22 protein-coding genes, 1 tRNA gene and 1 pseudogene are annotated in these 22,465 nt (G+C 66.4%); 17 read left to right on the top strand and 7 right to left on the bottom strand.

Annotation, left to right across the window (positions count from 1 at the left end; all coding sequences use genetic code 11):
* The first annotated feature begins 44 nt into the window (after nucleotides 1-44).
* The 10 genes from BHE01S_RS17790 to BHE01S_RS17835 all read left to right on the top strand — a co-directional run bounded on the left by BHE01S_RS17790 (nucleotide 45) and on the right by BHE01S_RS17835 (nucleotide 7,206).
* A complete protein-coding gene (locus tag BHE01S_RS17790; protein ID WP_042266210.1) occupies nucleotides 45-791 on the top strand; it encodes an SDR family NAD(P)-dependent oxidoreductase in 747 nt (248 codons plus the stop codon).
* 68 nt (nucleotides 792-859) lie between these two features.
* Nucleotides 860-1,354 (top strand): tol-pal system-associated acyl-CoA thioesterase, encoded by a 495-nt coding sequence (ybgC, locus tag BHE01S_RS17795; RefSeq protein ID WP_042266211.1) that lies wholly within the window; start codon nucleotides 860-862, stop codon nucleotides 1,352-1,354.
* Nucleotides 1,355-1,508: 154 nt separating this feature from the next.
* Nucleotides 1,509-2,186 (top strand): protein TolQ, encoded by a 678-nt coding sequence (gene tolQ / locus BHE01S_RS17800; RefSeq protein ID WP_028205324.1) that lies wholly within the window; start codon nucleotides 1,509-1,511, stop codon nucleotides 2,184-2,186.
* Nucleotides 2,187-2,210: 24 nt separating this feature from the next.
* Entirely contained in the window at nucleotides 2,211-2,657 is a 447-nt protein-coding gene (gene tolR, locus BHE01S_RS17805; RefSeq protein ID WP_035513412.1) for a protein TolR, read from the top strand.
* Nucleotides 2,654-3,652, top strand: a complete 999-nt coding sequence (gene tolA / locus BHE01S_RS17810; protein WP_042266214.1) for a cell envelope integrity protein TolA — start codon at nucleotides 2,654-2,656, stop codon at nucleotides 3,650-3,652. Before tolR ends, tolA begins: the two co-directional genes overlap by 4 nt.
* Nucleotides 3,653-3,788: 136 nt before the next feature.
* Nucleotides 3,789-5,081, top strand: a complete 1,293-nt coding sequence (gene tolB / locus BHE01S_RS17815) for a Tol-Pal system beta propeller repeat protein TolB (protein ID WP_042266216.1) — start codon at nucleotides 3,789-3,791, stop codon at nucleotides 5,079-5,081.
* An 18-nt stretch (nucleotides 5,082-5,099) separates the two neighbouring features.
* A complete protein-coding gene (gene pal, locus BHE01S_RS17820; protein ID WP_042266217.1) occupies nucleotides 5,100-5,606 on the top strand; it encodes a peptidoglycan-associated lipoprotein Pal in 507 nt (168 codons plus the stop codon).
* Between the two features lie 23 nt (nucleotides 5,607-5,629).
* Nucleotides 5,630-6,379: a tol-pal system protein YbgF gene (ybgF, locus tag BHE01S_RS17825; protein WP_042266218.1), complete on the top strand. Its 750-nt coding sequence runs from the start codon at nucleotides 5,630-5,632 to the stop codon at nucleotides 6,377-6,379.
* Nucleotides 6,380-6,554: 175 nt separating this feature from the next.
* Nucleotides 6,555-6,630: transfer RNA gene (locus tag BHE01S_RS17830), tRNA-Lys, on the top strand.
* A 129-nt stretch (nucleotides 6,631-6,759) separates the two neighbouring features.
* Nucleotides 6,760-7,206, top strand: a complete 447-nt coding sequence (locus tag BHE01S_RS17835) for a BspC domain-containing protein (protein ID WP_042266220.1) — start codon at nucleotides 6,760-6,762, stop codon at nucleotides 7,204-7,206.
* A gap of 103 nt (nucleotides 7,207-7,309) precedes the next feature.
* Here BHE01S_RS17835 and BHE01S_RS17840 read toward each other — a convergent pair whose 3' ends face one another.
* From BHE01S_RS17840 to BHE01S_RS17850, 3 genes are all read right to left on the bottom strand, one after another.
* Nucleotides 7,310-7,900 carry a YceI family protein gene (locus BHE01S_RS17840; protein WP_042266222.1) on the bottom strand — a complete coding sequence of 197 codons (591 nt, stop codon included), beginning with the start codon at nucleotides 7,898-7,900 and terminating at the stop codon, nucleotides 7,310-7,312.
* 54 nt (nucleotides 7,901-7,954) lie between these two features.
* A complete protein-coding gene (locus BHE01S_RS17845) occupies nucleotides 7,955-8,542 on the bottom strand; it encodes a YceI family protein (RefSeq protein ID WP_042266224.1) in 588 nt (195 codons plus the stop codon).
* A 61-nt stretch (nucleotides 8,543-8,603) separates the two neighbouring features.
* Nucleotides 8,604-9,167 (bottom strand): cytochrome b, encoded by a 564-nt coding sequence (locus BHE01S_RS17850; RefSeq protein ID WP_042266419.1) that lies wholly within the window; start codon nucleotides 9,165-9,167, stop codon nucleotides 8,604-8,606.
* 118 nt (nucleotides 9,168-9,285) lie between these two features.
* Here BHE01S_RS17850 and BHE01S_RS17855 point away from each other — a divergent pair, with 118 nt between their 5' ends.
* Complete coding sequence (locus BHE01S_RS17855; protein WP_042266226.1) at nucleotides 9,286-10,215, top strand: LysR family transcriptional regulator; 930 nt, start codon at nucleotides 9,286-9,288, stop codon at nucleotides 10,213-10,215.
* A gap of 163 nt (nucleotides 10,216-10,378) precedes the next feature.
* On the opposite strand, the pseudogene BHE01S_RS17860 reads toward BHE01S_RS17855, so the two are convergent.
* Nucleotides 10,379-10,999: pseudogene (locus BHE01S_RS17860) on the bottom strand (ParB-like protein); the annotation flags it as partial.
* Between the two features lie 273 nt (nucleotides 11,000-11,272).
* Here BHE01S_RS17860 and BHE01S_RS17865 point away from each other — a divergent pair.
* Nucleotides 11,273-12,088: a mechanosensitive ion channel family protein gene (locus BHE01S_RS17865; protein WP_042266422.1), complete on the top strand. Its 816-nt coding sequence runs from the start codon at nucleotides 11,273-11,275 to the stop codon at nucleotides 12,086-12,088.
* A gap of 95 nt (nucleotides 12,089-12,183) precedes the next feature.
* On the opposite strand, the gene BHE01S_RS17870 is transcribed toward BHE01S_RS17865, so the two are convergent.
* Complete coding sequence (locus tag BHE01S_RS17870) at nucleotides 12,184-12,870, bottom strand: DedA family protein (protein WP_042266228.1); 687 nt, start codon at nucleotides 12,868-12,870, stop codon at nucleotides 12,184-12,186.
* 224 nt (nucleotides 12,871-13,094) lie between these two features.
* Between BHE01S_RS17870 and mutL the strand changes: the two genes are divergently transcribed.
* The 5 genes from mutL (at nucleotide 13,095) to BHE01S_RS17895 (ending at nucleotide 20,488) form a co-directional block, all read left to right on the top strand.
* A complete protein-coding gene (mutL, locus tag BHE01S_RS17875; RefSeq protein WP_042266229.1) occupies nucleotides 13,095-15,239 on the top strand; it encodes a DNA mismatch repair endonuclease MutL in 2,145 nt (714 codons plus the stop codon).
* Entirely contained in the window at nucleotides 15,236-16,216 is a 981-nt protein-coding gene (gene miaA / locus BHE01S_RS17880; protein ID WP_042266231.1) for a tRNA (adenosine(37)-N6)-dimethylallyltransferase MiaA, read from the top strand. The genes mutL and miaA overlap by 4 nt, the downstream gene beginning before the upstream one ends.
* Nucleotides 16,217-16,461: 245 nt before the next feature.
* The gene (gene dalD / locus BHE01S_RS17885; RefSeq protein WP_042266233.1) at nucleotides 16,462-17,877 is read left to right on the top strand and encodes a D-arabinitol 4-dehydrogenase; all 1,416 of its coding nucleotides are present in this window, start codon (nucleotides 16,462-16,464) and stop codon (nucleotides 17,875-17,877) included.
* A gap of 122 nt (nucleotides 17,878-17,999) precedes the next feature.
* Nucleotides 18,000-19,481 (top strand): xylulokinase, encoded by a 1,482-nt coding sequence (gene xylB, locus BHE01S_RS17890; protein WP_042266236.1) that lies wholly within the window; start codon nucleotides 18,000-18,002, stop codon nucleotides 19,479-19,481.
* 59 nt (nucleotides 19,482-19,540) lie between these two features.
* Nucleotides 19,541-20,488: a sugar-binding transcriptional regulator gene (locus tag BHE01S_RS17895; protein WP_042266239.1), complete on the top strand. Its 948-nt coding sequence runs from the start codon at nucleotides 19,541-19,543 to the stop codon at nucleotides 20,486-20,488.
* 137 nt (nucleotides 20,489-20,625) lie between these two features.
* Here the strand turns inward: BHE01S_RS17895 and BHE01S_RS17900 are convergent, their stop codons facing one another.
* A complete protein-coding gene (locus BHE01S_RS17900) occupies nucleotides 20,626-21,735 on the bottom strand; it encodes an ABC transporter ATP-binding protein (protein ID WP_042266241.1) in 1,110 nt (369 codons plus the stop codon).
* A gap of 39 nt (nucleotides 21,736-21,774) precedes the next feature.
* Nucleotides 21,775-22,461: an HAD family hydrolase gene (locus tag BHE01S_RS17905; protein ID WP_245639771.1), complete on the bottom strand. Its 687-nt coding sequence runs from the start codon at nucleotides 22,459-22,461 to the stop codon at nucleotides 21,775-21,777.
* Between the last annotated feature and the right edge of the window lie 4 nt (nucleotides 22,462-22,465).

The raw sequence follows: 22,465 nt of genomic DNA on the forward strand, positions 1-22,465 counted from the left end.
TAGGCTCTCCGCTTTTCTCGCCTTCTACCGACCAGAGACCCACCATGATCGTTTTCGTCACCGGCGCGTCCGCGGGATTCGGCGCCGCCATCGCCCGGGCCTTCGTGAAGGGCGGACATCGCGTCGTCGCCACCGCCCGCCGCAAGGACCGCCTGGACGCCCTCGCCGCCGAACTGGGCGACGCACTCCTGCCCGTCGAACTCGACGTGCGCGACCGCGCCGCGGTCGAAGCCGCGCCCGGCGCGCTGCCGCCCGCGTTCGCCGGCGTCGATGTGCTGGTCAACAACGCCGGCCTCGCGCTCGGCGTCGAGCCGGCACAGAAGGCCGACCTCGACGAGTGGGAAACCATGATCGACACCAACTGCACGGGCCTCGTGCAGGTGACTCACGCGTTTTTACCCGGCATGGTCGAGCGCAAGCGCGGCCACATTTTCAATCTCGGCTCGGTGGCGGGCCGCTGGCCGTATGCGGGCGGCAATGTCTACGGCGCGACCAAGGCGTTCGTGCGCCAGTTCAGCCTGAACCTGCGCGCCGATCTCGCGGGCACGGCACTGCGCGTGACCGACATCGAGCCGGGCCTGTGCGGCGGCACCGAATTCTCGAACGTGCGCTTTCGCGGCGACGACACCAGGGCGGCCGGCGTTTACAAGGACGTACAGCCGCTCACGGCCGAGGACATTGCCGATTCGATCTACTGGATCGCCACGCGCCCCGCGCACGTCAACATCAACACGATCGAACTGATGCCGGTTGCCCAGACGTTTGCCGGCACCAGTATCCACCGCGGCTAAAATTACCTTACAAATTTAATACTTGCGTCAGTCGTACGAAAGACGTAGGGGCCTCGCGTTCCGGTAGAATGCGCGGCATGGAAAATTCCACCAGCAAGCCGGACGCGGCGTCGTCACCGGCCGGGCGCGGCTTTACGTGGCCGGTGCGCGTCTACTACGAGGACACCGACGCCGGCGGCATCGTGTTTTACGCGAATTACCTGAAGTTCTTCGAGCGCGCGCGCACCGAATGGCTGCGCGCCTGCGGCGTCGATCAGCATCGGCTCGCCGAGGTAGCGGGCGTGCGCTTCGTCGTGCGCAGCACCGCGCTCGACTACCGGGCGCCCGCGCGCCTCGACGACGTCGTCACCACCGTGAGCCGCGTCGAGAAGCTGGGCCGCGCCTCGGTCGACTTCATGCAGGAAGCGTGGCGCGAAAACACGCTGCTCGCCATGGGCACCATTCGTGTCGCCTGCGTCGACAGCACGGCCATGCGGCCCGCACCCATTCCGGCCCCCGTTCACGAAGCCTTGCAGCGTGGACCCCAGAAAGATCTGTACGCCGTGTCAACGGCAGTGCAGTAATTACCGTTGATACGACGCCAGTGAACTCGCGCCGGTCAATGCAGGACCAAGCAGGGTTCGGCCGCGACGGCGCGAGAGCTTCCCAACCGCCTACGGGAAGTTTTGCGTTGTCTTGCAGCCGCTCGCCCCTTTCGGGACGTCACAACGAACCTATATGAACACTACACAAGATCTGTCGATCATTTCTCTCGTTCTTAATGCGAGCATACTGGCACAGGCGGTGATGGGGCTTCTTCTGCTCATGTCGCTGATTTCCTGGACTTTCATCTTCCGCAAGTGGTTTGCGATCCGCCGGGCGCGGTCCCAGACAGAGCGCTTCGAACGCGACTTCTGGTCAGGCGGCGACCTGCAGGCGCTCTACCAGAGCGCAGCCAACAATCGTCACACGATCGGCGCGCTCGAGCGTATCTTCGAGTCGGGCATGCGCGAATTCCTGAAGGCGAAAGAGAAGCGCCTGAACGATCCGAGCCTCGTGCTCGACGGCGCCCGCCGCGCGATGCGCGCTGCCTTCCAGCGCGAAATGGACGCGCTCGAGGCGAATCTCTCGTTCCTCGCTTCGGTCGGCTCGGTGAGTCCGTACATTGGCCTTTTCGGCACGGTCTGGGGGATCATGAACGCGTTCCGAGGTCTCGCGAACGTGCAACAGGCCACGCTCGCGAACGTCGCGCCCGGCATCGCCGAGGCGCTGACGGCGACGGCGATCGGTCTGTTCGCCGCCATTCCGGCGGTGGTCGCGTACAACAGCTACGCGCACGACATCGACCGTCTGGCGATCCGCTTCGAAACCTTCATCGAAGAGTTTTCGAATATCCTGCAGCGTCAGGCCCACTAATCTTCAGGAAGCCAGGAGTCGAAGATGGGAGGCTCAGTCCGTTCGAGCATGCGAGGCAGCCGCTCGCGCCGTGCGATGGCCGACATCAACGTCGTGCCGTACATCGACGTGATGCTGGTGCTGCTCGTGATCTTCATGGTGACCGCGCCGCTCGTGGCGCCGTCCATTGTCAATCTGCCGACCGTCGGCGGCGCGTCGCAGCAGCAGCAGGTGCCGCCCGTCGTCGTCAATATTCGCCCCGACGGCAATCTGAGCGTACGCTATAAGGATGACTCCGGCGCCACGCAGCAGCAAACCATGACGCGCGCCGATCTCAACGGCTTCGTCGCCGATCGCGAGCAGAGCCATCCCGACCAGCCCGTCGTGATCGCCGCCGACAAGTCCGTCAAATACGAGACGGTGATGAACGTGATGTCCGACCTGAAGTCGCACGGCGTCAAGCGTGTCGGACTGCTCGTCAAATCGCAATGATCCGCAAGAACGATTCGTATCCGCTGCAGCCTCCGCGAGAGCGTGGCACGGGACGTGCTATCGCCCTCGCGGTGCTCATGCACGTGCTGCTCGGGCTGTTCCTCTATCACGGCATCCACTGGCAGAACAGCACGCCGGCGGGTGAAGAGGCGGAACTGTGGACCGAGGTGCCGGACCTGTCGACACCGAAGCCGCTGCCGCCGCCCGCGCCGGTCGCCCCTGCCCCGCCGCCGCCGCAAACCGAGGAGGCCGACATCGCGCTGCAACAGCAAAAGCGTAAGCAGCAGGAAGCGCAGCGCGAGGCACAACTGGCCGAGCAGCAGCGTCTGAAAGCCCAGCAGGAAGCCGAAGCGAAGCGCCAGCAACAGCTCGCGGCCCAGCAGGCTGCGCAGCTCGCGGCTCAGCAGAAGGCGGAAAAGCTCAAGCAGCAGCAACAGCAGCAAGCCGCGGCAGAGAAGCAAAAGCAGCAGCAACAGCAGCAGGACGCGCTCAAGAAGCAGCAGCAGGAAGAAGAGCAGCAAAAGCAGGCGAAGCTCGACGCGCAGAAGAAGGCCGACGCCGAGAAGGCCGCCAAGGCGAAGGCCCAGGCTGACGCCCAGGCGAAGAAGCTCGACGCGGAACGCCGCGCCCGCATTGCGCAGATGCAAGGCGCGATGGGCGGCGGCGAAGGCACGAGCGGCAACGGTCTTGCGAAGAGCGGCACGGGCAGCGGCTCGGGCGGCAACGCGACGTCGCCGGGCTATGCGGACAAGGTGCGCCGCCGTGTGCGTCCGAATATCGTGTGGTCGGGCGAAACGTCGGGTCTCGAGACGGAGATCGCGGTGCGTTGCTCGCCGACCGGCACGCTGCTTTCGGCGACGATCACGCGCAGCAGCGGCAACTCGTCGTGGGACGACGCCGCGTTGCGGGCAGTCCAGCGCTCGGATCCGATGCCGGTCGATACCGACGGCAAGACGCCTTCGAGCTTCAAGATCACCTTGCGCCCGGCAGGCTGATGGCGAGCGCAAGGCGCAGAAAGGTTGAGGAAAGCCCGCGCGCAACAGTGGCTAAAAAGGAACGATTCGAACGTTTTCGGGTCAGTCTGCTGTTGCGCGTTATGACACAATTGCTTTTTTCGGGAAATATCACAGCATGACATTGATGACGAAGCTTGGCCTGCGAACCCTCGTCGCGTCCTGCCTGATCACGGCGGGCGGCGCGGCGAACGCACAACTCAACGTCCTCGTCACCGGCGTGGGCTCCACCCAGTTCCCCATCGCCACGGCTAACTTTGCCGGTGAAGCGAATTCGCCCGAGCAGGTCGCGGCTATCGTGCGCGCCGACCTGCAACGCAGCGGGAAATTCACCAATATCGACGCCGGCAGCGCGCCGATCTCGGAAAACGACTCCGTCGACCTCGGCAGCTGGAAAGCCAGGGGCGCCAACGCGTTCGTGGCGGGCAGCGTGAACAAGCTCGCCAACGGCCAATACGAAGTGCGCTTCAAGCTCTACGACACCGTGAAGGGCGAAAGCCTCGGCGGCCTCGTGCTCACGAGCCCGGCAAGCGGTCTGCGCATGAGCGCGCACAAGGTTGCGGACTACATCTATCAGAAGCTGCTCGGCGATCGGGGCGTGTTCGCCACCCGTCTGTCGTACGTGATCAAGACGGGCAGCCGCTTCCAGTTGCAGGTTTCGGACTCCGATGGACAAGACGCGCATATCGCGCTGTCGAGTCCCGAGCCGATCATCTCGCCGGCCTGGTCGCCCGACGGCACCAAGGTCGCTTACGTATCTTTCGAGAAGAAGAAGCCGATCGTCTACGTGCATGACCTGCCGACGGGTCGCCGCGTGATCATTTCGGACCAGAAGGGCAACAATTCGGCGCCGGCCTGGTCTCCCGACGGGCGCACGCTCGCGGTAGCACTGTCGCGCACGGGCAACACGCAGATCTTCGCCGTCAATGCCGACGGCTCCGGCCTGCACCGCCTCACGCAAGGCACGACGATCGACACCGAACCCAACTACTCTCCTGACGGACGCTGGATTTATTTCACGAGCGACCGCGGCGGCCAGCCTCAGATCTACAAGATGCCGGCCCAGGGCGAAAGCGCCGGAGCGGCACAGCGTGTGACGTTCACCGGCAACTACAATACGAGCCCGAAGGTCAGCCCGGACGGCAAGCAACTGGCGTACATCTCACGTACGGGCGGCGGATTTAAGCTGTACATTCAGGATCTGCAATCCGGCGTCGCCACGGCGCTCACTGACACGACACATGACGAATCGCCCAGCTTCGCGGCGAACGGTCAGTACATTCTTTACGCCACACAGGTGAACGGCCGTGGCGTGCTGGCCGCTGTATCGACCGACGGTCGTACACGGCAAATCCTGTCCGTTCAGGGCGGCAGCGTACGCGAGCCGTCCTGGGGTCCTTTTATGCAATAACACTTCAGGAGAGCAAAAATGATGTCGAAGAAAGTACGCCTGGCCTTGGCCGTTTTGATGATCGGTGCACTGGCAGCGTGTAAGTCGGGTGTCAAGGAAACGAACCCGAACGCCGGTGCGATGAACACCCAGCCGAACCCGAACGCGGTCGCCCAGGTGAACGTCGATGAGCTGAACAACCCGAACAGCCCGCTCGCCAAGCGCAGCGTGTACTTCGATTTCGACAGCTACGCCGTCAAGGACGACTACCAGTCGCTGCTGCAAGCTCACGCGCAGTACCTCAAGACGCACCCGGAACGTCACGTCCTGATCCAGGGCAACACCGACGAGCGCGGCACGAGCGAATACAACCTGGCGCTGGGTCAAAAGCGTGCTGAAGCGGTCCGTCGCGCCCTCTCGCTGATGGGCGTGCCCGATTCGCAAATGGAAGCGGTGAGCCTCGGTAAGGAAAAGCCGGTCGCAACGGGCCACGACGAAGCATCGTGGGCGCAGAACCGCCGTGCTGACCTCGTGTATCAACAGTAATTGAGCATTGGATGAAGGGGCGTATGTCGCACCGTTTCTCCCCGCTGCGCGCAGCCGCAGCCGCCTGCGTGGCTGGCGTCGCCTTTGCGGCGCTGCCGGCCCACGCCGGTATCTTCGATGACGATCAGGCGCGCCAGGCGATTCTCGACCTGCGCACGAAAACGGACAGCCTGTCCGGCCAGCTGTCCGCCGCTCAACGCACGATCCTCGATCAGTCCAACCGTCTCGACCAGCTCAACCAGCAGGTCGCGACGTTGCGCGGACAGAACGAGGACATGGCGAACCAGTTGGCGACCCTGCAGAAGCAACAGAAGGACTACTACACGGATCTCGACACGCGACTCAAGAAGTTCGAGCCGCAACAGGAGACGGTAGACGGCGTGCAAGGCACGGTGCAGCCGGGTGAGATGGACGCGTTCAACGCCGCTTCGCAGCAGTTCCGCAACGGCGACTTCAGGAACGCGGCTGCATCGTTCCGCAGCTTCATCGCGAAGTTCCCGCAGAGTCCTTACCAGCCGACCGCGCAGTACTGGCTCGGCAACGCGCTCTATGCGCTTAAGGACTACAAGGGATCGACCGCGACGTGGCAGAACGTCGTCAACAAATATCCGCAGCATCCGCGCGCCCCCGAGGCGCTGCTGGCCATTGCGAACAATCAGATCGAGCAGGGGCAAAAGGCTGCGGCCAAACGCACGCTCGAGCAGGTCGTTTCGCAGTACGGCAATTCGGATGTCGCCCAGACGGCGCAGAGCAAGCTTTCACAGCTCAAATAAGCGCTGCTGGCTGGTTTTGGCGTGACGTGCGCCGGTGTATCGCCGGCGCCGCAAAATGCGCCTCTCGCGTACAGGGAAGGCCCGGGGCACGGCGTGCTCCGGGCCCTTCCATCGGTTCTATGGCGGCAAAGGTTGACGTATTGGCCGCTCGCCGCTATAATCCCGCTTCTCTTTTGGGTCGTTAGCTCAGCTGGTAGAGCAGCGGACTTTTAATCCGTTGGTCACAGGTTCGAATCCCGTACGGCCTACCAAAGAATTGGAAAAGCCCAGTCTTCGGACTGGGCTTTTTGCTTTGCAGCGTACGACACGCGAGCCTGCGCCCAGCATGTATACTGCGTCCTCCCCCGCCGTCCCATCCCCGCTGCACAGGCCACGTCATCATGAAGCTCACGACCCTTGCCTGCGCCCTGCTCGCGCTTTTCTGGCTCAGTCTGCGCGTTCAGGCGCAGATCCAGCCGCAACCCGAAGACTACGCATACCTGCGCCGCATTCGCGTGCCGGACGCGGTCGTCAATTGCGTTGCCGCGCTCGACCAGTGGGTGCACAAGGCCCGGCGCTACGATTCGCTGCTCGTGCCCGACCGGCGCGCGCTCTCGGCGAAGATCGAGCAGCCCGCTCCCGCCGATGCCACGCCCGCACCCGCCTCAAGCAACGCGCTCACGCCCGTCCCGTCCATCGACACGTTGATTCACCTGCATGCCTTCGCCAAAGTCCGCGGCAAGTACGCCTGGGTTCCCGTGAAGGCCACCTGCGGTATCTGGCATTCGCACGTCGTCGATGTCGCGCTTTCGCCGCGCGGCACGCACGCAACGTCGCCAATTCACTGACGATACTTCGTCATCCTTATCGCTGCCAGAAACAAAAAGCCCGCACGCCTGACAGCGCGCGGGCTTCGCATCGAGCGACGCGCGGCCGATGCCGCGTGCAAACTCAGTCCGCCTTGATGCCTTCCACCTGGATCTGCAGCGTCGTTGCCGTCTTGAAGCCATACGACTGGCCCCAGTTCACGCCGTAGTCCGCGCGGTCGAATTGCGCCGATGCGTCCGCGCCGCACACTTCACGCTTGAGCATCGGGTTCTGGAAACACTTGAACGAGTCGATCTTCAGGTTCAGCGGCTTCGTCACGCCATGCAGCGTGAACGTGCCGATCACTTCCACGGGCTTGTCGCCGTCGAAGCGGATTGACGTGCCCTTGTAGGTGGCCGTCGGGTACTTTGCGGTGTCGAGGAATTCAGCCGAGCTCACGTGCTGGTCGAGCTTCGCGTTGCCGGTATCGATCGACGATGCGTCGATCGTCACGTCCACCGTGCCCGTCTTCGCCGCGCGATCGAGCGTGACCGTGCCCGAACTCTTCGTGAACTTGCCGCGCCACACCGATACGCCGCCGAAGTGATCGGCTTCGAAGCTCGGATACGTGTGCATCGGGTCGAGGTTATAGGTCGTCGCGGCTGCGAGCGCGGGCGTGGCGACGAAGGCTGCGAGCGAGGCGGCAACGGCCGCGGCGAAAATCGTGGTCTTCATGAATCGATTCCTGGTGCGAAAGAAACGGGGTGAAAAAACGATGCCGTCCGCGCGTCAGTGCGCGGCGGACACGATGTGAAACTTGATCTGCACGTCGTCGGCGACGATGGAGGTGTCCTTCCACTCGCCCGAGCCGATGCCGTACGCGAGGCGCTTGATGGGCAGCGTGCCGTCGAACACCTGGTTGGCGCCGTCCTTGCGGTACTGCACCGGCAAGACGACGTCCGTCGTCTTGCCCTTGATCGTCAGCTTGCCGGCCACCGTGAACGCGCCGTTCGCGCCGGGCCTGATCTGCGTGGAGACGAAGGTCGCGTGCGGGAAATGCGAGGCGTCGAACCACTCGTCGCCGGCGACTTCCTTGTTGTATTCCGGCGCGCCGAGGTCGAAGCTCGCCACCTCCACGTCGAGCTTCGCGCTCGATGCCGCGACGTTCGCCGGATCGAAGCGAACGTCGGCGGTGAAGTGGTTGAAGCGGCCTTCGACCGGCACGTTCATTTGCTTGAACACGGCGCTCACGGAGTTCTTCGCCGCTTCGGCCGCGGCGTTGGCGTTCGTGGCGAAAGTCGTGGCAAAAGCCGCGCCGGCGGCAAGCGCCGCGCCGAGCGCGACGACGGAAGCGGTATGGGCAAGACGCTGGATCATGGGCAGTCGGTCCAAGGTGGAATACATCGGGAAATGAATACGGCGCATGCGCGCCGCGAAGTCAGTCACGTGGCGTGCCGAACGGCAGCATGCGCGCGAGGATGTTCTGGCGGTCGATCAACTGGTGCTTGATGACGGCGAGGACGTGCAGCACGACCACGGCGAGCAACGCGTAGTTCAGCGAGATATGCACGAGGCGCAGCACGCCCTTGAGCGCGGTGTCGGGGCCGATCAGCACGGGCAGCGGCCAGATGCCGAGGTACACGACCTGAATGCCGGCCGCCGAGCTATAGAGGTAGCCCGTCACCGGAATCGCGACCATCAGCACGTAAAGCGCGGTGTGGCCCAGGTGCGCCGCAAGCCGCTCCCAGCCATGCATGGAGCCAGGCAGCGCGGGTGCGGTGTGCGTGACGCGCCACAGAATGCGCACGAGCACGAGCGCGAGCACGGTCACGCCAATCCACTTGTGCCACGAGAAGTAGCGCAGTTTGGTGGGCGTGATGCCGGGAATGTCGGTCATGACCCAGCCGAGCGCAAAGCCCCAGACGATCAGCGCGGCGATCAGCCAGTGCAGCAGCATGGCAACGCCGTTATAGCGGCCGGCGGGCTTGACGGTAGCGTTCATCGGCATACGACTCCAATATTCGAGGTGTGCACTTTACCCGGCCAAACCTATTCAAACAATCGTCTAGAATGGATCGTTATCATCCACTTTTTCGATAGATCGAAAAGGACCGTTTCTCGTGGACCGCACCTCAGACCGCTCCCCTAGCCTCGAGCAGTTGCGCGCGCTGATCGCCGTCGCCGAAACCGGCAGCTTCTCGGCGGCGGCGCGCCAGCTCGACCGCGCGCAGTCGGTGGTCAGCTATACGATCGCCAATCTCGAGGCGCTGCTGGGCGTCGCGCTGTTCGAGCGCGGCAAGCGCAAGCCGGAACTCACGGCCGCGGGCCGCGCGATCCTCGCCGACGCGCGCCGCCTCGATCTGCTCATGGGTCAGCTTAACGCCAAGGCGGCCGGCCTGCAGAGGGGGCTCGAGGGCGAAGTTTCGCTGGCCGTGGACGTGATGTTTCCGTCGCAGCGCCTCGTCGAGGCCCTGCAGGCATTCGCGTTCACGTTTCCCACCGTCGCCCTGAATCTCACCATGGAAGCGCTTGGCGGCGTGCTCAAGCTCGTGCTCGACGGCGACTGCGCGGTGGGTATCAGCGGGCCGAACCACAACTGGCCGCACGTGATCGAGGCCCAGTCGATCGGCACCGTGGAACTCGTGCTCGTGGCCGCCCCCTGCCATCCGCTCGCCAAGGCGCCGCATCCCGTGCGCATTTCGGATGCACGCGAGCACACGCAACTGGTACTCACCGACCGCAGCCGCCTCACCGAAGGCCAGAACTTCGGCGTATACAGCAATCGCGCGTGGAAGCTCGGCGACCTCGGCGCCAAGCACCGGCTGCTGCTCGCGGGCCTCGGTTGGGGATCGATGCCGAGGCACCTCGTGGAAGCCGATCTCGAAGCCGGGCGGCTCGTGCGCGTCGCGCTCGCGGACCGGCGCTCGGTCAGCTACAACATCTCGCTGATCCATCGCACCGATGCGGCGCGCGGCCCCGCCAGCGAGTGGCTCTGCCACTACCTCACGCAAGGCACGCCGCCGCAGGCGCCGCTGCCCGACGCCCGCTGAGCTGACGCATGAGCGATGCGCGTGCGCGTTGTACGCACACAACCCGCGCACGCCTGAATCGCGCGCCGCCGATGTGTCAGGCGCTCCGCCCGCTTCAGCCCTTTTTGACCTTGGCGGGCTTGCCCGCCTTGTCCGGCCCCGCCGCGGGCGCGCCTGCCGGCGTGGCAGGCACCACGCCCGACCAGCCCGGCAGATAACGCGCATCGGGATCGTGCGCATGCGATAGCGCATCGGCGAGCGCCGCGTCGAAGTCCTTGCGCAGGCGCGTTTCGGATACCTTACGACGCAGATAGTCGGCCCACAGGAATTCGCTGAACGGCGTCGTGTCCTTCGCGTAACCTCCCGACGTGCGCAGCTCGCCCGCGAGGCTGCGATACGGGTCGTCCGCAAGACCGAGAAGCTGCCTCGGCAACTGCTCGAATTCGCAGCGCTCGCCTGCCGCATCGAACGGATGCACCCACTGGTTGTGCTCCATCATGCGCCAGAAGATGACGGGCTCGAGCCACGAGAGATCCTTGAGCACGGTCACCCGCACGCTCTCCACCGATTCTTCGAGCCACGCGCGGCCGAGGTGGTGATGATCGACCACGTAGTAGCGCGACTTCGGTCCGAGCACGGCGGGAAACCAGTGCGAGTCGATCGCCGCCGCGCGCCCTTTCTCGTCGAGCGCCTGCCAGTGCGCGCGCTTGGCGTTCACCTCCCGAAAGCCCACCGTGATCTGCGTGGGGCGCAGCTCGTCGAGCTTCACGGTGATGAGATGGAGATCGGTGTTCGGAAGGTTCATGGCAGGCCTCCTGTCTAGTGCCGGTTCGTGTCGGGATCGATCGCGCAACAATACAGCCGATCGGCCACGCATGCCGCATCACTCGAACGCTCGCCGCGCTCGCCGCGCGCAGGGTCAACCCTCAGACCGCCGGGCACGCTGGATGCACGCTTTCGCCGCTTCGCCTATAAATGCGCCAAGGGGCAGACGGCGCGAACCACGACGCCCGTCATGCTCCTGCCGATGTCAATTGCACGTCTTCCAGACTCAACCAACGACACAAGCGAGGGCATTTTGGATCTCGAAACCATCCGCGTATTCATCATGACCCGGGGCATCGACTTCGGGACCAAGGTCGTGGCGGCGATCGTCCTGTGGATCATCGGGCGCTGGGCCATCAACCTTGTCGCCGGGGTGCTGCGCAAGGTGCTCGCGCGCAACGAGCGCGTCGACCCCACGCTCGCGCACTACCTCAGTTCGATCCTCGCCGCCGTGTTGAACCTGCTGCTGGTCCTCGCGATCCTGCAGGTGTTCGGCGTGCAGACCACCTCGTTCGCGGCGCTCCTCGCCGGTCTCGGCCTCGCCATCGGTACGGCGTGGGGCGGCCTGCTCGCGCATTTCGCGGCGGGCGTGTTCATGCAGGTGCTGCGCCCGTTCAAGGTGGGCGACTTCGTGACGGCCGGGGGCGTGACGGGCACCGTGAAGGAACTCGGCATCTTCGGCACGACCCTCATCTCGCCGGACAACGTGGTCAACATCGTCGGCAACAACAAGATCTTCTCGGACACCATCTCGAACTACAGCGCAACGGCCGTGCGCCGCGTGGAGCTGACCGCGAAGATCGCCAACGGCGTCGATCCCGTCGATGCCGCCAGCCGCCTGCGCGGCGCCATCGCGAAAATTCCGAACGTTTCGCAGGAGCCGCCGCCCGACGTCGAGATTCTCTCGTTCACGCCGGAAGGCCCGCTGCTGGCCGTGCGGCCCTACACCAGCAACGACACCTACTGGCAGGTGTACTTCGACACCAACCGCGCGATTGTCGAGACCTTCAAGGAGGCCGGCTACCCGACACCCGAAACGCCCTCGATCATTCGCCGCGTGGGCACCTAGCGCGCCGCGTTCGACGCGCCCGCCATAACAAAACGGCATCGCCTTCGCAGGCGATGCCGTTTCTCATTGGGTCGCGCCCTGAAGGCGCCGGACGCTCAACCGCCGTTGGGCTTGCGCACGGCGCCGCCGCGCGAGTTCCTGCGCAGCATCTTCCACACGCCGCCGATCACGACCGGCACGATCGCCGCGCCGATGCCGACGAGCACGATCACGTTGAGGTACTGGCGAATGAACGGAATGTTGCCGAAGAAGTAGCCGAGCAGCACGAGCAGCAACACCCAGAACAGCGCGCCCGTGACCGTGAAGAACTGAAAGCGCCGCATCGGCATTTGCGAGACGCCCGCCACGAACGGTGCAAACGTGCGCACGACAGGAATGAAGCGCGCGAGCACGATGGTCTTGCCGCCATGGCGCTCGTAGAATTCGTGCGTTTTCTGCAGCGCGGCGCGGTCGAGGAAGCGTTCGAGCACGGGAATGTGCGTATTGAACACCTTCGGCCCGATGGCGCGCCCAATCAGAAAGTTCACTGTATTGCCGAGGACCGCCGCGACGAGCAGCAGGACGATCAGCAGGCCGAGATTCATTTCATGCGTAGCGGCAAACGCGCCGCCGATGAAGAGCAGCGAGTCGCCGGGCAGGAACGGCAGCACCACGAGGCCGGTTTCGCAGAACACGATCAGGAACAGCACCGCGTAGACCCAGCCGCCGTATTGCTGGATGAAGACACCGAGAAACTTGTCGATGTGCAAGACAAGATTGACGAACTGCAGAAGCGTATCCAAAAGTGTCCCTTATTGATCGTGGGCCGTGCGCCTGAAAAAACGCGTTCGCCCAGCGTTGCGCGAGAAGCCAGATTGACCGCGCCATGATACCGAAAGTGCCAGGCCGTCACGAAAAAAATCCCGCCAATTTCGGTGAATTGGCGCACAAAGCGCCGCTAGATGGCGGTTTTAGGGGCGCAGTTGCACATCGGGCCGCGCCGCGCCGACTCGCTATAATTGCGCGCATGTCTTCGAATTCCGAACCCACCGGCGCCGTGCCGGACTCCGCCGACGCCGCGGACATTGCAAGGACGGCCGGCGCCGCACAGCCCGCGCGCGCGATTCAGGCGCTGCCCGACCAGCTCATCAGCCAGATCGCGGCGGGTGAAGTGGTCGAGCGGCCCGCCTCGGTCGTCAAGGAACTGCTCGAAAACGCACTCGATGCAGGCGCCAGCACGCTGCGCATCCTGCTCGACGAGGGCGGCGTCAAGCGCATCTCCATCGCCGACGACGGCTGCGGCATTCCCGAAGCCGAACTCCCGCTCGCGCTCATGCGCCACGCCACGAGCAAGATCCGCTCGCTCGCCGAACTGGAGAGCGTCGCGACGCTCGGGTTCCGGGGCGAAGCGCTGGCGTCGATCGCCTCGGTGGCCGAGATGTCGATCACGAGCCGCAGCGCCGACGCGCCGCACGCCGTCAAGATCGAGGGGCACACCGGCGCGGTCTCGCCGGCTGCGGGCGGCCAGGGCACGACCATCGAAGTGCGCGAGCTGTACTTCAACACGCCCGCGCGCCGCAAGTTTCTGAAGAGCGAGCAGACCGAACTGGGCCATTGCCTCGAGATGATCCGCCGCAGCGCGCTCGCGCGCCCGGACGTCGCGATCTCGGTGCTGCACAACGGCCGCGCGGTCGAGCACTGGAACGCGAGCGATCCGGCCACGCGCGTCTCGAAGATCCTCGGCGAAGTGTTCGCCACGGCGCATCTGCCGCTCGACGAGCGCGCCGGGCCGCTCGCCGTGTACGGTTGTGCGGGCCTGCCCACGGCGAGCCGCAACCGCGCCGACCAGCAATATTTCTTCGTGAACGGCCGATTCGTGCGCGACAAGCTGCTCACGCACGCGGTGCGCTCGGCTTACGAAGACGTGCTGCACGGCGAGCGCTATCCATCGTACGTGTTGTTCCTCGACCTGCCGCCCGAAGCCGTCGACGTGAACGTGCATCCCTCGAAGATCGAAGTGCGTTTCCGCGATTCGCGCTCGATTCACCAGTTCGTGTTCCATGCCGTGCAGCGCGCACTCGCGCGCCACGCGGGCGCCTCGCCCGAGACCACCTCGGGCGGGCATGCCGCCGCGCTCATCGAGCCGCGGGCACTGCCTGGCGCCGGGGTGCTGGGCGCCTCGGTCGGGCTGGCTTCGGGCGCGGCCGGCTCCGCGCGCCCCGGCATACCGCCCGGCGCGGTGGGCGGCGCGGCAGGCGGCTTCGGCGCCGACAGCAAGTTCGGCACCGCGAGCGTGGCGAGCAGCTTCGGCGGCGGCGCGGGTGGCGCGCTCTCGCGCGCGCCGGGTTTCGGCCAGACAGGCGGCGGCGGTGCAAGCGCGGGCAGCGGCAACACCTGGCTGCGCCAGTCGCGCATGACGCAGGGCAGCCTGCCTGTCGCGCAGCCGCTCGCGCTTTATGACGCCTTGTTCGGCCGCAAAGATGTCGGCGCCGGCACGTCGCAAGGCTCGACGGTGCCGCAGGCGCAAGACGGCGCAGCCGGCGCGTTCGCCGCCAGTGCCCCGCACGCCGCCTTCGAAGCCGGCGAGGACCATCCGCTCGGCTTCGCGCTCGGCCAGGTCCACGGCATCTACGTGCTCGCGCAGAACGCGCGCGGCCTCGTGATCGTCGACATGCACGCCGCGCACGAGCGCATCCTGTACGAGCAGTTCAAGCAGGCCCTCGCCGAACGCTCGCTCGCCGTGCAGCCTTTGCTGATCCCGATCTCGATGACGGCCGATCCCGTCGAATCCGGCACTGTCGAGGAAGAAAAGGCCACGCTCGAAGCGCTGGGCTTCGATCTCGCCGTGCTCTCGCCCACCTCGATCGCGATCCGCGCGGTGCCCGCGCTTCTCAAGGACGCCGATCTCCAGGCGCTCGCGCGCGCCGTCCTGGCCGACCTGCACGCGTACGGCGGCTCGCGCGTGCTCACCGAGCGCCAGCACGAGATGCTCGGCACGCTCGCCTGCCACCACGCGGTGCGCGCGAACCGGCGTCTCACGCTCGACGAAATGAACGCGCTCCTGCGCCAGATGGAAGCCACCGAGCGCGCCGACCAGTGCAACCACGGCCGGCCGACCTGGTACCAGCTCACGCTCGCCGATCTCGATCGGCTCTTCATGCGCGGTCAATGACGCAGCCCGCGAAACAAGCAGACGCAGCGCTGCCCGTCGCGTGTCTGCTCGGCCCCACGGCCTCCGGCAAGACGGCAGCCGCGCTCGCCTATGCCGCGCAGTCGGCGGCGCGCGGGCGCACCGTAGAGATCGTGAGCGTCGATTCGGCGCTCGTGTATCGCGAGATGGATATCGGCACGGCGAAGCCGACCGCCGCGGAGCGGGCGGCGGCCGCGCATCATCTGATCGACATCGTCGATCCGCTGGATGCCTATAGCGCCGCCGACTTTCGCGCCGACGCACTGCGCGTGACGGGCGAGATCGTCGCACGCGGGAACGTGCCGCTGCTAGTGGGCGGGACGATGCTCTACTACAAGGCGCTCACGCAAGGCCTGAACGACCTGCCCTCGGCCGATCCGGCCGTGCGCGCGCAGCTCGACGCCGAAGCCGCGCGCGATGGCTGGCCCGCCATGCATGCCCGCCTCGCGCAAGTCGACCCGGCCACGGCCGCACGCCTCGCCCCGAACGACTCGCAGCGCATCCAGCGGGCGCTCGAAATCTTCATGCTGAGCGGGCAGCCGATGTCGGTGCTGCTCGCTACGCCCTCCACGCGCGAGGATGAAGCCGCGCGCTACCGCTTCGTGCCAGTCGCGCTCGAGCCGTCCGATCGCAGCGTGCTGCATGCGCGCATCGAAGCGCGCTTCGACGCGATGCTCGCGGGCGGCCTCATCGACGAGGTGAAGGCGCTGCGCGCGCGCGGCGACCTGAACCCCGACCTGCCCTCCATGCGCTGCGTGGGTTATCGCCAGGTATGGGAGTACCTCGATGGCGAGGTCGATTACGACACCATGCGCGACAAAGGCGTATTCGCCACCCGCCAGCTCTGCAAGCGCCAGCTCACGTGGCTGCGCGCCATGCCGGAGCGCATCGTCGTGGATTGCTGCGCGCAGGATGCGGGCGCACAGGCCGTCGCGGCGGTCGCGCAGATCGGCGGCTGAAGCCGCGGCCTCTTTCCGTCGCTGGCTCCTCCCCGCCGGACCCCTTGTGCGCCACAACATCCCCGCTCAGCCCGCAGGCGACGCCCATCCGTGCGCGGCACGCGCGCCATCGCCCGCCGCAGCGCGCCACCGAAATCCACCCTCGTCCGCTTGACTTTCGATCGGCCGGATACGATCATTCGTTCAACACTAGAGCAATTGCTCAGGCTTGAGCCGATCGGCCGCTTTGAGTAAGGAGACAGCGAATGAACACCGAACGCAGCAATGCGAACGTGATCCTGCACATCGGCGCCGGGTCGTTTCACCGGGCGCATCAGGCGTGGTACCTGCATCGCGTGAACCTCACGCGCAAGCCCGACGAGGCCGCATGGTCGCTCACCGTCGGCAACATCCGCTCCGACATGAACGCCGTGATGGACGCGCTGGCCGCGCAGAACGGCGCCTACACGCTCGAAACGGTCACCCCGCAGGGCGAGCGCGCGTACGAGACGATCCGCTCGATCACGCGCGTGCTGCCGTGGTCCGCCGATCTCGCAAGCCTGATCGACGCAGGCGCCGACTCGAACTGCAAGATCATCGCGTTCACGGTGACCGAAGGCGGCTACTACCTCGACGAGCACGACCGCCTCGACACCGGGAACCCCGACCTCGCCGCCGACCTGAAGGGCGGCCGCACGACGATCTACGGCGCGCTCGCCGCGATCCTCGAAGCGCGCATGGCACAGAACCCCGGCGACGGCGGCGCCGTCACGCTGCAGACCTGCGACAACCTGCGCAGCAACGGCAAGCGATTTCACGCGGGCATGCGCGAATTCCTCGCGCTGCGCGGCGCCATGGATCTGCGCGCCTGGTTCGACGCGAACACGGCGTGCCCCGACTCCATGGTGGACCGCATCACGCCGCGCCCCACGCCCGACGTGCGCGAGCGCGTGAAAGCGGCGACCGGCGTGGACGACGCCTGCCCGGTGATGGGCGAGGCATTCATCCAGTGGGTAATCGAGGATCACTTCTGCGCGGGCCGGCCCGCCTGGGAGCGCGCAGGCGCCGAGATGGTCGAATCGGTGATGCCCTACGAGGAAGCGAAGATCCGCATCCTCAACGCCACGCACAGCTGCATTGCGTGGGCGGGCACGCTCGTCGGGCTAGACTTCATCCACGAAGGCACCCACGATGCCGACATCCGCACCTTCGCGCGCGAGTACGTGAGCGAGGACGTGATTGCCTGCCTCACGCCCAGCCCGCTCGATCTCGCGAAGTATCGCGACGTCGTGCTCGAACGCTTCAGCAATCCGTACATCCAGGACACGAACCAGCGCGTGGCCGCCGACGGCTACTCGAAGATTCCCGGCTTCATCGCGCCCACGCTCGCGCAACGCATCGCCGCGGGCGCGACGCCCGCCGCCACGGCCATGCTGCCCGCGCTCTTTCTGCGCTTTCTGGAACGCTGGCACAAGGGCACGCTACCCTACCGCTACCAGGACGGCGTGATGGACGAAGCCGCCGTGCACCGCATGTTCGACAGCGGCGACCCCGTCTCGGCCTTTCTCGGCGACAAGCTGCTGTGGGGCGGCCTCGCGGGCAATCCGACCCTGGGCGGCGCGGTACGCGGCGCGCTCACGCGCGTCGACCAGTGGCTCGCCTCGCGCGGCTGCAGCGTTTGAAGCCATCCCGCGGCGTCCTCCATCCCACCCGCGCCACGCGCGCCCTGCGGGTCGGCGCGCATGGCGTCGCGCCCGGCGCGCGGCTAAAGTAGCGCAACTCTCTTCACGACTTCAGCGCGCCTATGTATCTCGGCATCGACCTCGGCACCTCCGAAGTGAAAGTCCTGCTGCTCGCGCCCGACGGCCGCGTGGTCGGCACTGCCGGCACGCCCTTCGCCGTCTCGCGGCCCCACCCGCGCTGGTCCGAGCAGAATCCGGCCGACTGGTGGGACGGCACGCGCCGCGCGCTCGCCGCGCTGCGCGAGGCGCATCCGCACGCATTCGCGCAGGTGCGCGGCATCGGCCTTTCCGGGCAGATGCACGGCGCCGTGCTGCTCGACGCGCACGACAACGTACTGCGCCCCGCGATCCTCTGGAACGACATGCGCGCGGTGGACGAATGCGCCGAGCTGACCGCGCGCGCACCGCAGTTGCATCGCATTGCGGGCAATCTCGCCATGCCGGGCTTCACCGCGCCCAAGCTGCTGTGGGTCGCGCGCCACGAGCCGCAGATCTTCCGTGCAACGGCCTGTGTGCTGCTGCCGAAGGACTATCTACGCCTGCAACTCACCGGCGGCAAGGTCTCCGATCCGTCGGACGCCGCGGGCACGCTCTGGCTCGACGTGGCCAAACGCGACTGGTCCGACGCGCTGCTGGACGCCTGCAACATGACGCGCGCGCAAATGCCCGCGCTCGCCGAAGGCAGCGCGCCCTCCGGCACGCTCCTGCCCGCGCTCGCGCGCGAATTCGGCCTGCGCGAGGACGTCGTGGTCGCAGCAGGCGGCGGCGACAACGCGACGAGCGCCATCGGCATCGGCGCCACGCAGCCCGGCGACGGCTTCGTCTCGCTCGGCACCTCGGGCGTGCTGTGCGTGGTGGGCGACCGCTTCCGGCCCAATCCCGCTTCGGCCGTGCATGCGTTCTGCCACGCGATTCCCGACCGCTGGCACCAGATGAGCGTCGTGCTTTCGGCGGCGAGCTGCCTGCGCTGGGTCTGCAAGCTCACGGGCACCAACGAGCCCACGCTGCTCGCCGAAGTCGAACAGCTCAACACGCAAGCCGTCGCCGAAGCCCCGCTCTTCCTGCCGTATCTCTCGGGCGAGCGCACGCCGCACAACGACCCGTATGCGCAGGGTGTGTTCTTCGGCATGACGCACGCGACCGATCGCGCGCTGCTCGGCTACGCCGTACTCGAGGGCGTGACGCTCGCGCTCACCGACGGTCTCGACGCGCTCGCGGCGGCCGGTACCGAAGTGGGCGCGCTGTCGATGCTGGGCGGCGGCGCGCGCAGCGGCTACTGGGCGCAGCTGGTTGCGGACGCATTCAATACGCCCACGCGCCAGCACGGCGGCGGCGAGACGGGCGCGGCGCTCGGCGCGGCGCGCCTTGGCTGGCTCGCGGCGGGCGGCAGCGCGCGCGAGGTGCTGACCAAGCCGCCCGTGGTGGCCGAGTACACGCCGGATGCCGCGCGCCACGCGGCGCTGCGCGAGCGGCTCAGCGCCTACCGTGCGCTGTACCGCCACGTGCGCCCGCTCTTCGAGCCCTCGCGCGAGCGCCTCGCGTAAGTCGTGCAATAGCGTCCGTCAACTAAACTTCGGCCTCGATTCCCGCTCCGACCGTCACCGTGCCCAAGTCCACCGAAAAACTCGATCTCGCGACCCGCGCTGCCTGGCTCTACTACGTGGCCGGCAACACCCAGAACGAAATCGCCGAGAAGCTGCAGGTGTCGCGCCCGGTCGCGCAGCGCCTCGTCGCGTTCGCGGTCGAAAAGAACCTCATTCGCGTGCGCGTCGATCATCGTCTCGCCGACTGCCTCGCGCTCGCCGACGCGCTTTCGAAGCGCTACGGCCTTTCGGTTTGCGAAGTGGTGCCCGTGGACAACGACACGCCCGAGGAAATCGACCGCAAGCTCGCGGTCGCGGGTGCGCAGGTGATGGAGCGCTACCTGACTGAAGAGCGGCCGATGGTGGTGGCCGTGAGCAGCGGCCGTACGCTCAAGGCCGCGGTCGATCAGATCGCACAGCTGGAGCGGCCTCAGCACCGGCTGGTGTCGATGGTGGGCGCGATCGCCCAGGACGGTTCGTCGAACCGTTACGACGTCGCGCTGCATATCTCCGAGAAGACGGGTGGCAAGCACTTTCTGCTGCCCGCACCGCTCATCGCGGATAGCGAGGCCGAGCGCGCGCAATGGTGCAATCACCGGCTCTATCGCATCGTCGAATCGCTTTCGGGCGAGGCCGATGTCGCGTTCGTGGGGATCGGCAATATCGGCGAACATTGCCCGCTGCATGAGGACGGCTTCATCACCTCCGACGAAGTGCGCGAGCTGATGGGCCAGGGCGCCGTGGCCGAAATGCTCGGCCTGCCGATCGACGCGGCGGGCAAGCGCGTCGATTCGCCCACGGGCCGCCGCGTGACGAGCGTGTACCTCGATTCGCCGCCACGCCGCCCGACCATCGGCTTCGCCGGCGGCGCGCGCAAGCGTGAGGCGGTGATCGCGGCGCTCAACGGCGGCTGGCTCTCCGGGCTCGTCACCGACGAGCTGTGCGCGCGCGCCGCGATCGAACGCTGACGTCGTCGCCACGCCCAACGCCCACGGTGAAAAAAAGCCCGCACGAAGCGGGCTAATAAAGGCAACCTCAGGTACCTCGCCACACAAGACACCGCCTCACCCTCCTTCGAGGCGGTGCGTCCGGCAAGCCAGTGAATTCACGCAGCGAGTTGCTGCGCGAAGCGACGCTCGAACGCCTGGCCGTTCGCGTCGAAGAGATGGCAATGGTCGGGCGTCGAGCCCACCCTGAACGCCTCGCCGCGCTCGTGCCGCTCCAGCGGCGCAATGCGCGCGATCAGGCCATCGGGCGCAACCGCGCATTCGGCGTAAAGGTAGGCGGCGTCGCCGAGCGACTCGACCGTCATCGCCTTCGCGCTCACGCCTTCCGCGCCCGTCATGATGTGCAGATGCTCGGGGCGGATGCCCACCGTCACCTTGTCGCCCTCGCGAGCCTTGCCCGGCTCGACGGCCACCTTCTGCGTCTCGCCCGTCTCGTAGCGCACGACGATGCCGTCGCTGCCGACCTGCTGCACCGTGCCGTCGAGGAAATTCATCTTCGGCGAGCCGATGAAGCCCGCCACGAAGCGATTGGCCGGTGCGTGATACAGGCGGTTCGGACTGCCGACCTGTTCGACATTGCCCGCCGAGAGTACGACGATCTTGTCGGCGAGCGTCATCGCTTCGACCTGATCGTGCGTCACGTAGATCATCGTCGTCTTGAGTTCGTCGTGCAGGCGCGCAAATTCGAGGCGCATCTTCACGCGCAGCGCGGCGTCGAGGTTCGAGAGCGGTTCGTCGAACAGGAACACCTTCGGCTTGCGCGTGATCGCGCGCCCGATCGCCACGCGCTGGCGCTGGCCGCCCGAAAGCTGCTTGGGCTTGCGCTCGAGCAGATGGTCGATGTGCAGGATCTTCGCGGCGTTCTTCACGGCCGCGTCGATTTCGGGCTTCTTCGCGCCCGCGAGCTTCAGGCCGAACGCCATGTTGTCGTAGAGCGTCATGTGCGGATACAGCGCATACGACTGGAACACCATCGCAATGCCGCGCTTGGCCGGCGGGACGTCGTTCATGCGCGTGCCGTCGATCAACAGGTCGCCGCCGCTGATGTCCTCCAGCCCCGCGATCATGCGCATGAGCGTGGTCTTGCCGCAGCCGCTCGGGCCCACGAACACGACGAATTCGCCGTCGCCGATGTCGAGGTTCACGTCGCGCAGCACTTCGTTGTCGTCGTAACGCTTCAGTACGTCTCTGAGGATCACGCTTGCCATGATGTGTCTCCGTTGCTGTCTAAATCTGCCTAAGCCGGTTCAGTTCGAACGCGTTTGCACCTGGTTCATCCAGTACGCCACCCGCGCGGGCAGCGTCGTCATGTCGTCGAAGATTTCGATTGCACCCGCTTCGCGCAACTCGTGCGCATGCGCGTCGCCGCCCACGTGCGTGCCGCCCACGAAGCCGAGCACCGTCATGCCGGCGGCGCACGCCGCACTCACGCCCGTCACGCTGTCCTCGACCACGAGGCACGCGGCGGGCGCGACGTCCATGCCCTGCGCCGCCGCGAGATAGACGTCGGGCGCGGGCTTCGGCCGGGCGACGAGATCCGCGCAGTACACACGCGCGCCAAAGAATCGGTCGAGTCCGTTGCGCGCCAGCACCTCGCGCACCACCGCCGTGTAGCTGTTGCTCGCGCAGGCCTTGGTAAGCGCCACCGCCTCCAGCGCCGCCACGACACCCGGGAAAAGCGGTGCCTCACGCGCTTGCGCTTCTGCGACCACGCGGATCGCATCGACGTCGGCGGCGGTGAGGCTGCGCCCGAGCGCTTCGCCCGCACCGCCCAGCACGCGCTCGATACGCTGGCCGAGCAGCGGCAAGACGACGGGCGCCGCGTCGACGCCGGGCCAGCGCGCTTCGAGTTCGCGCACCAGCACGCGGGCCGCCACGGCTTCGCTGTCGATCAGCACGCCGTCGCAATCGCAGATGAGGGCTTGAATGGACATCGCA

The sequence above is a fragment of the Paraburkholderia heleia NBRC 101817 genome (assembly GCF_000739775.1).
In the GTDB taxonomy this organism is placed as follows: Bacteria; Pseudomonadota; Gammaproteobacteria; order Burkholderiales; family Burkholderiaceae; genus Paraburkholderia; species Paraburkholderia heleia.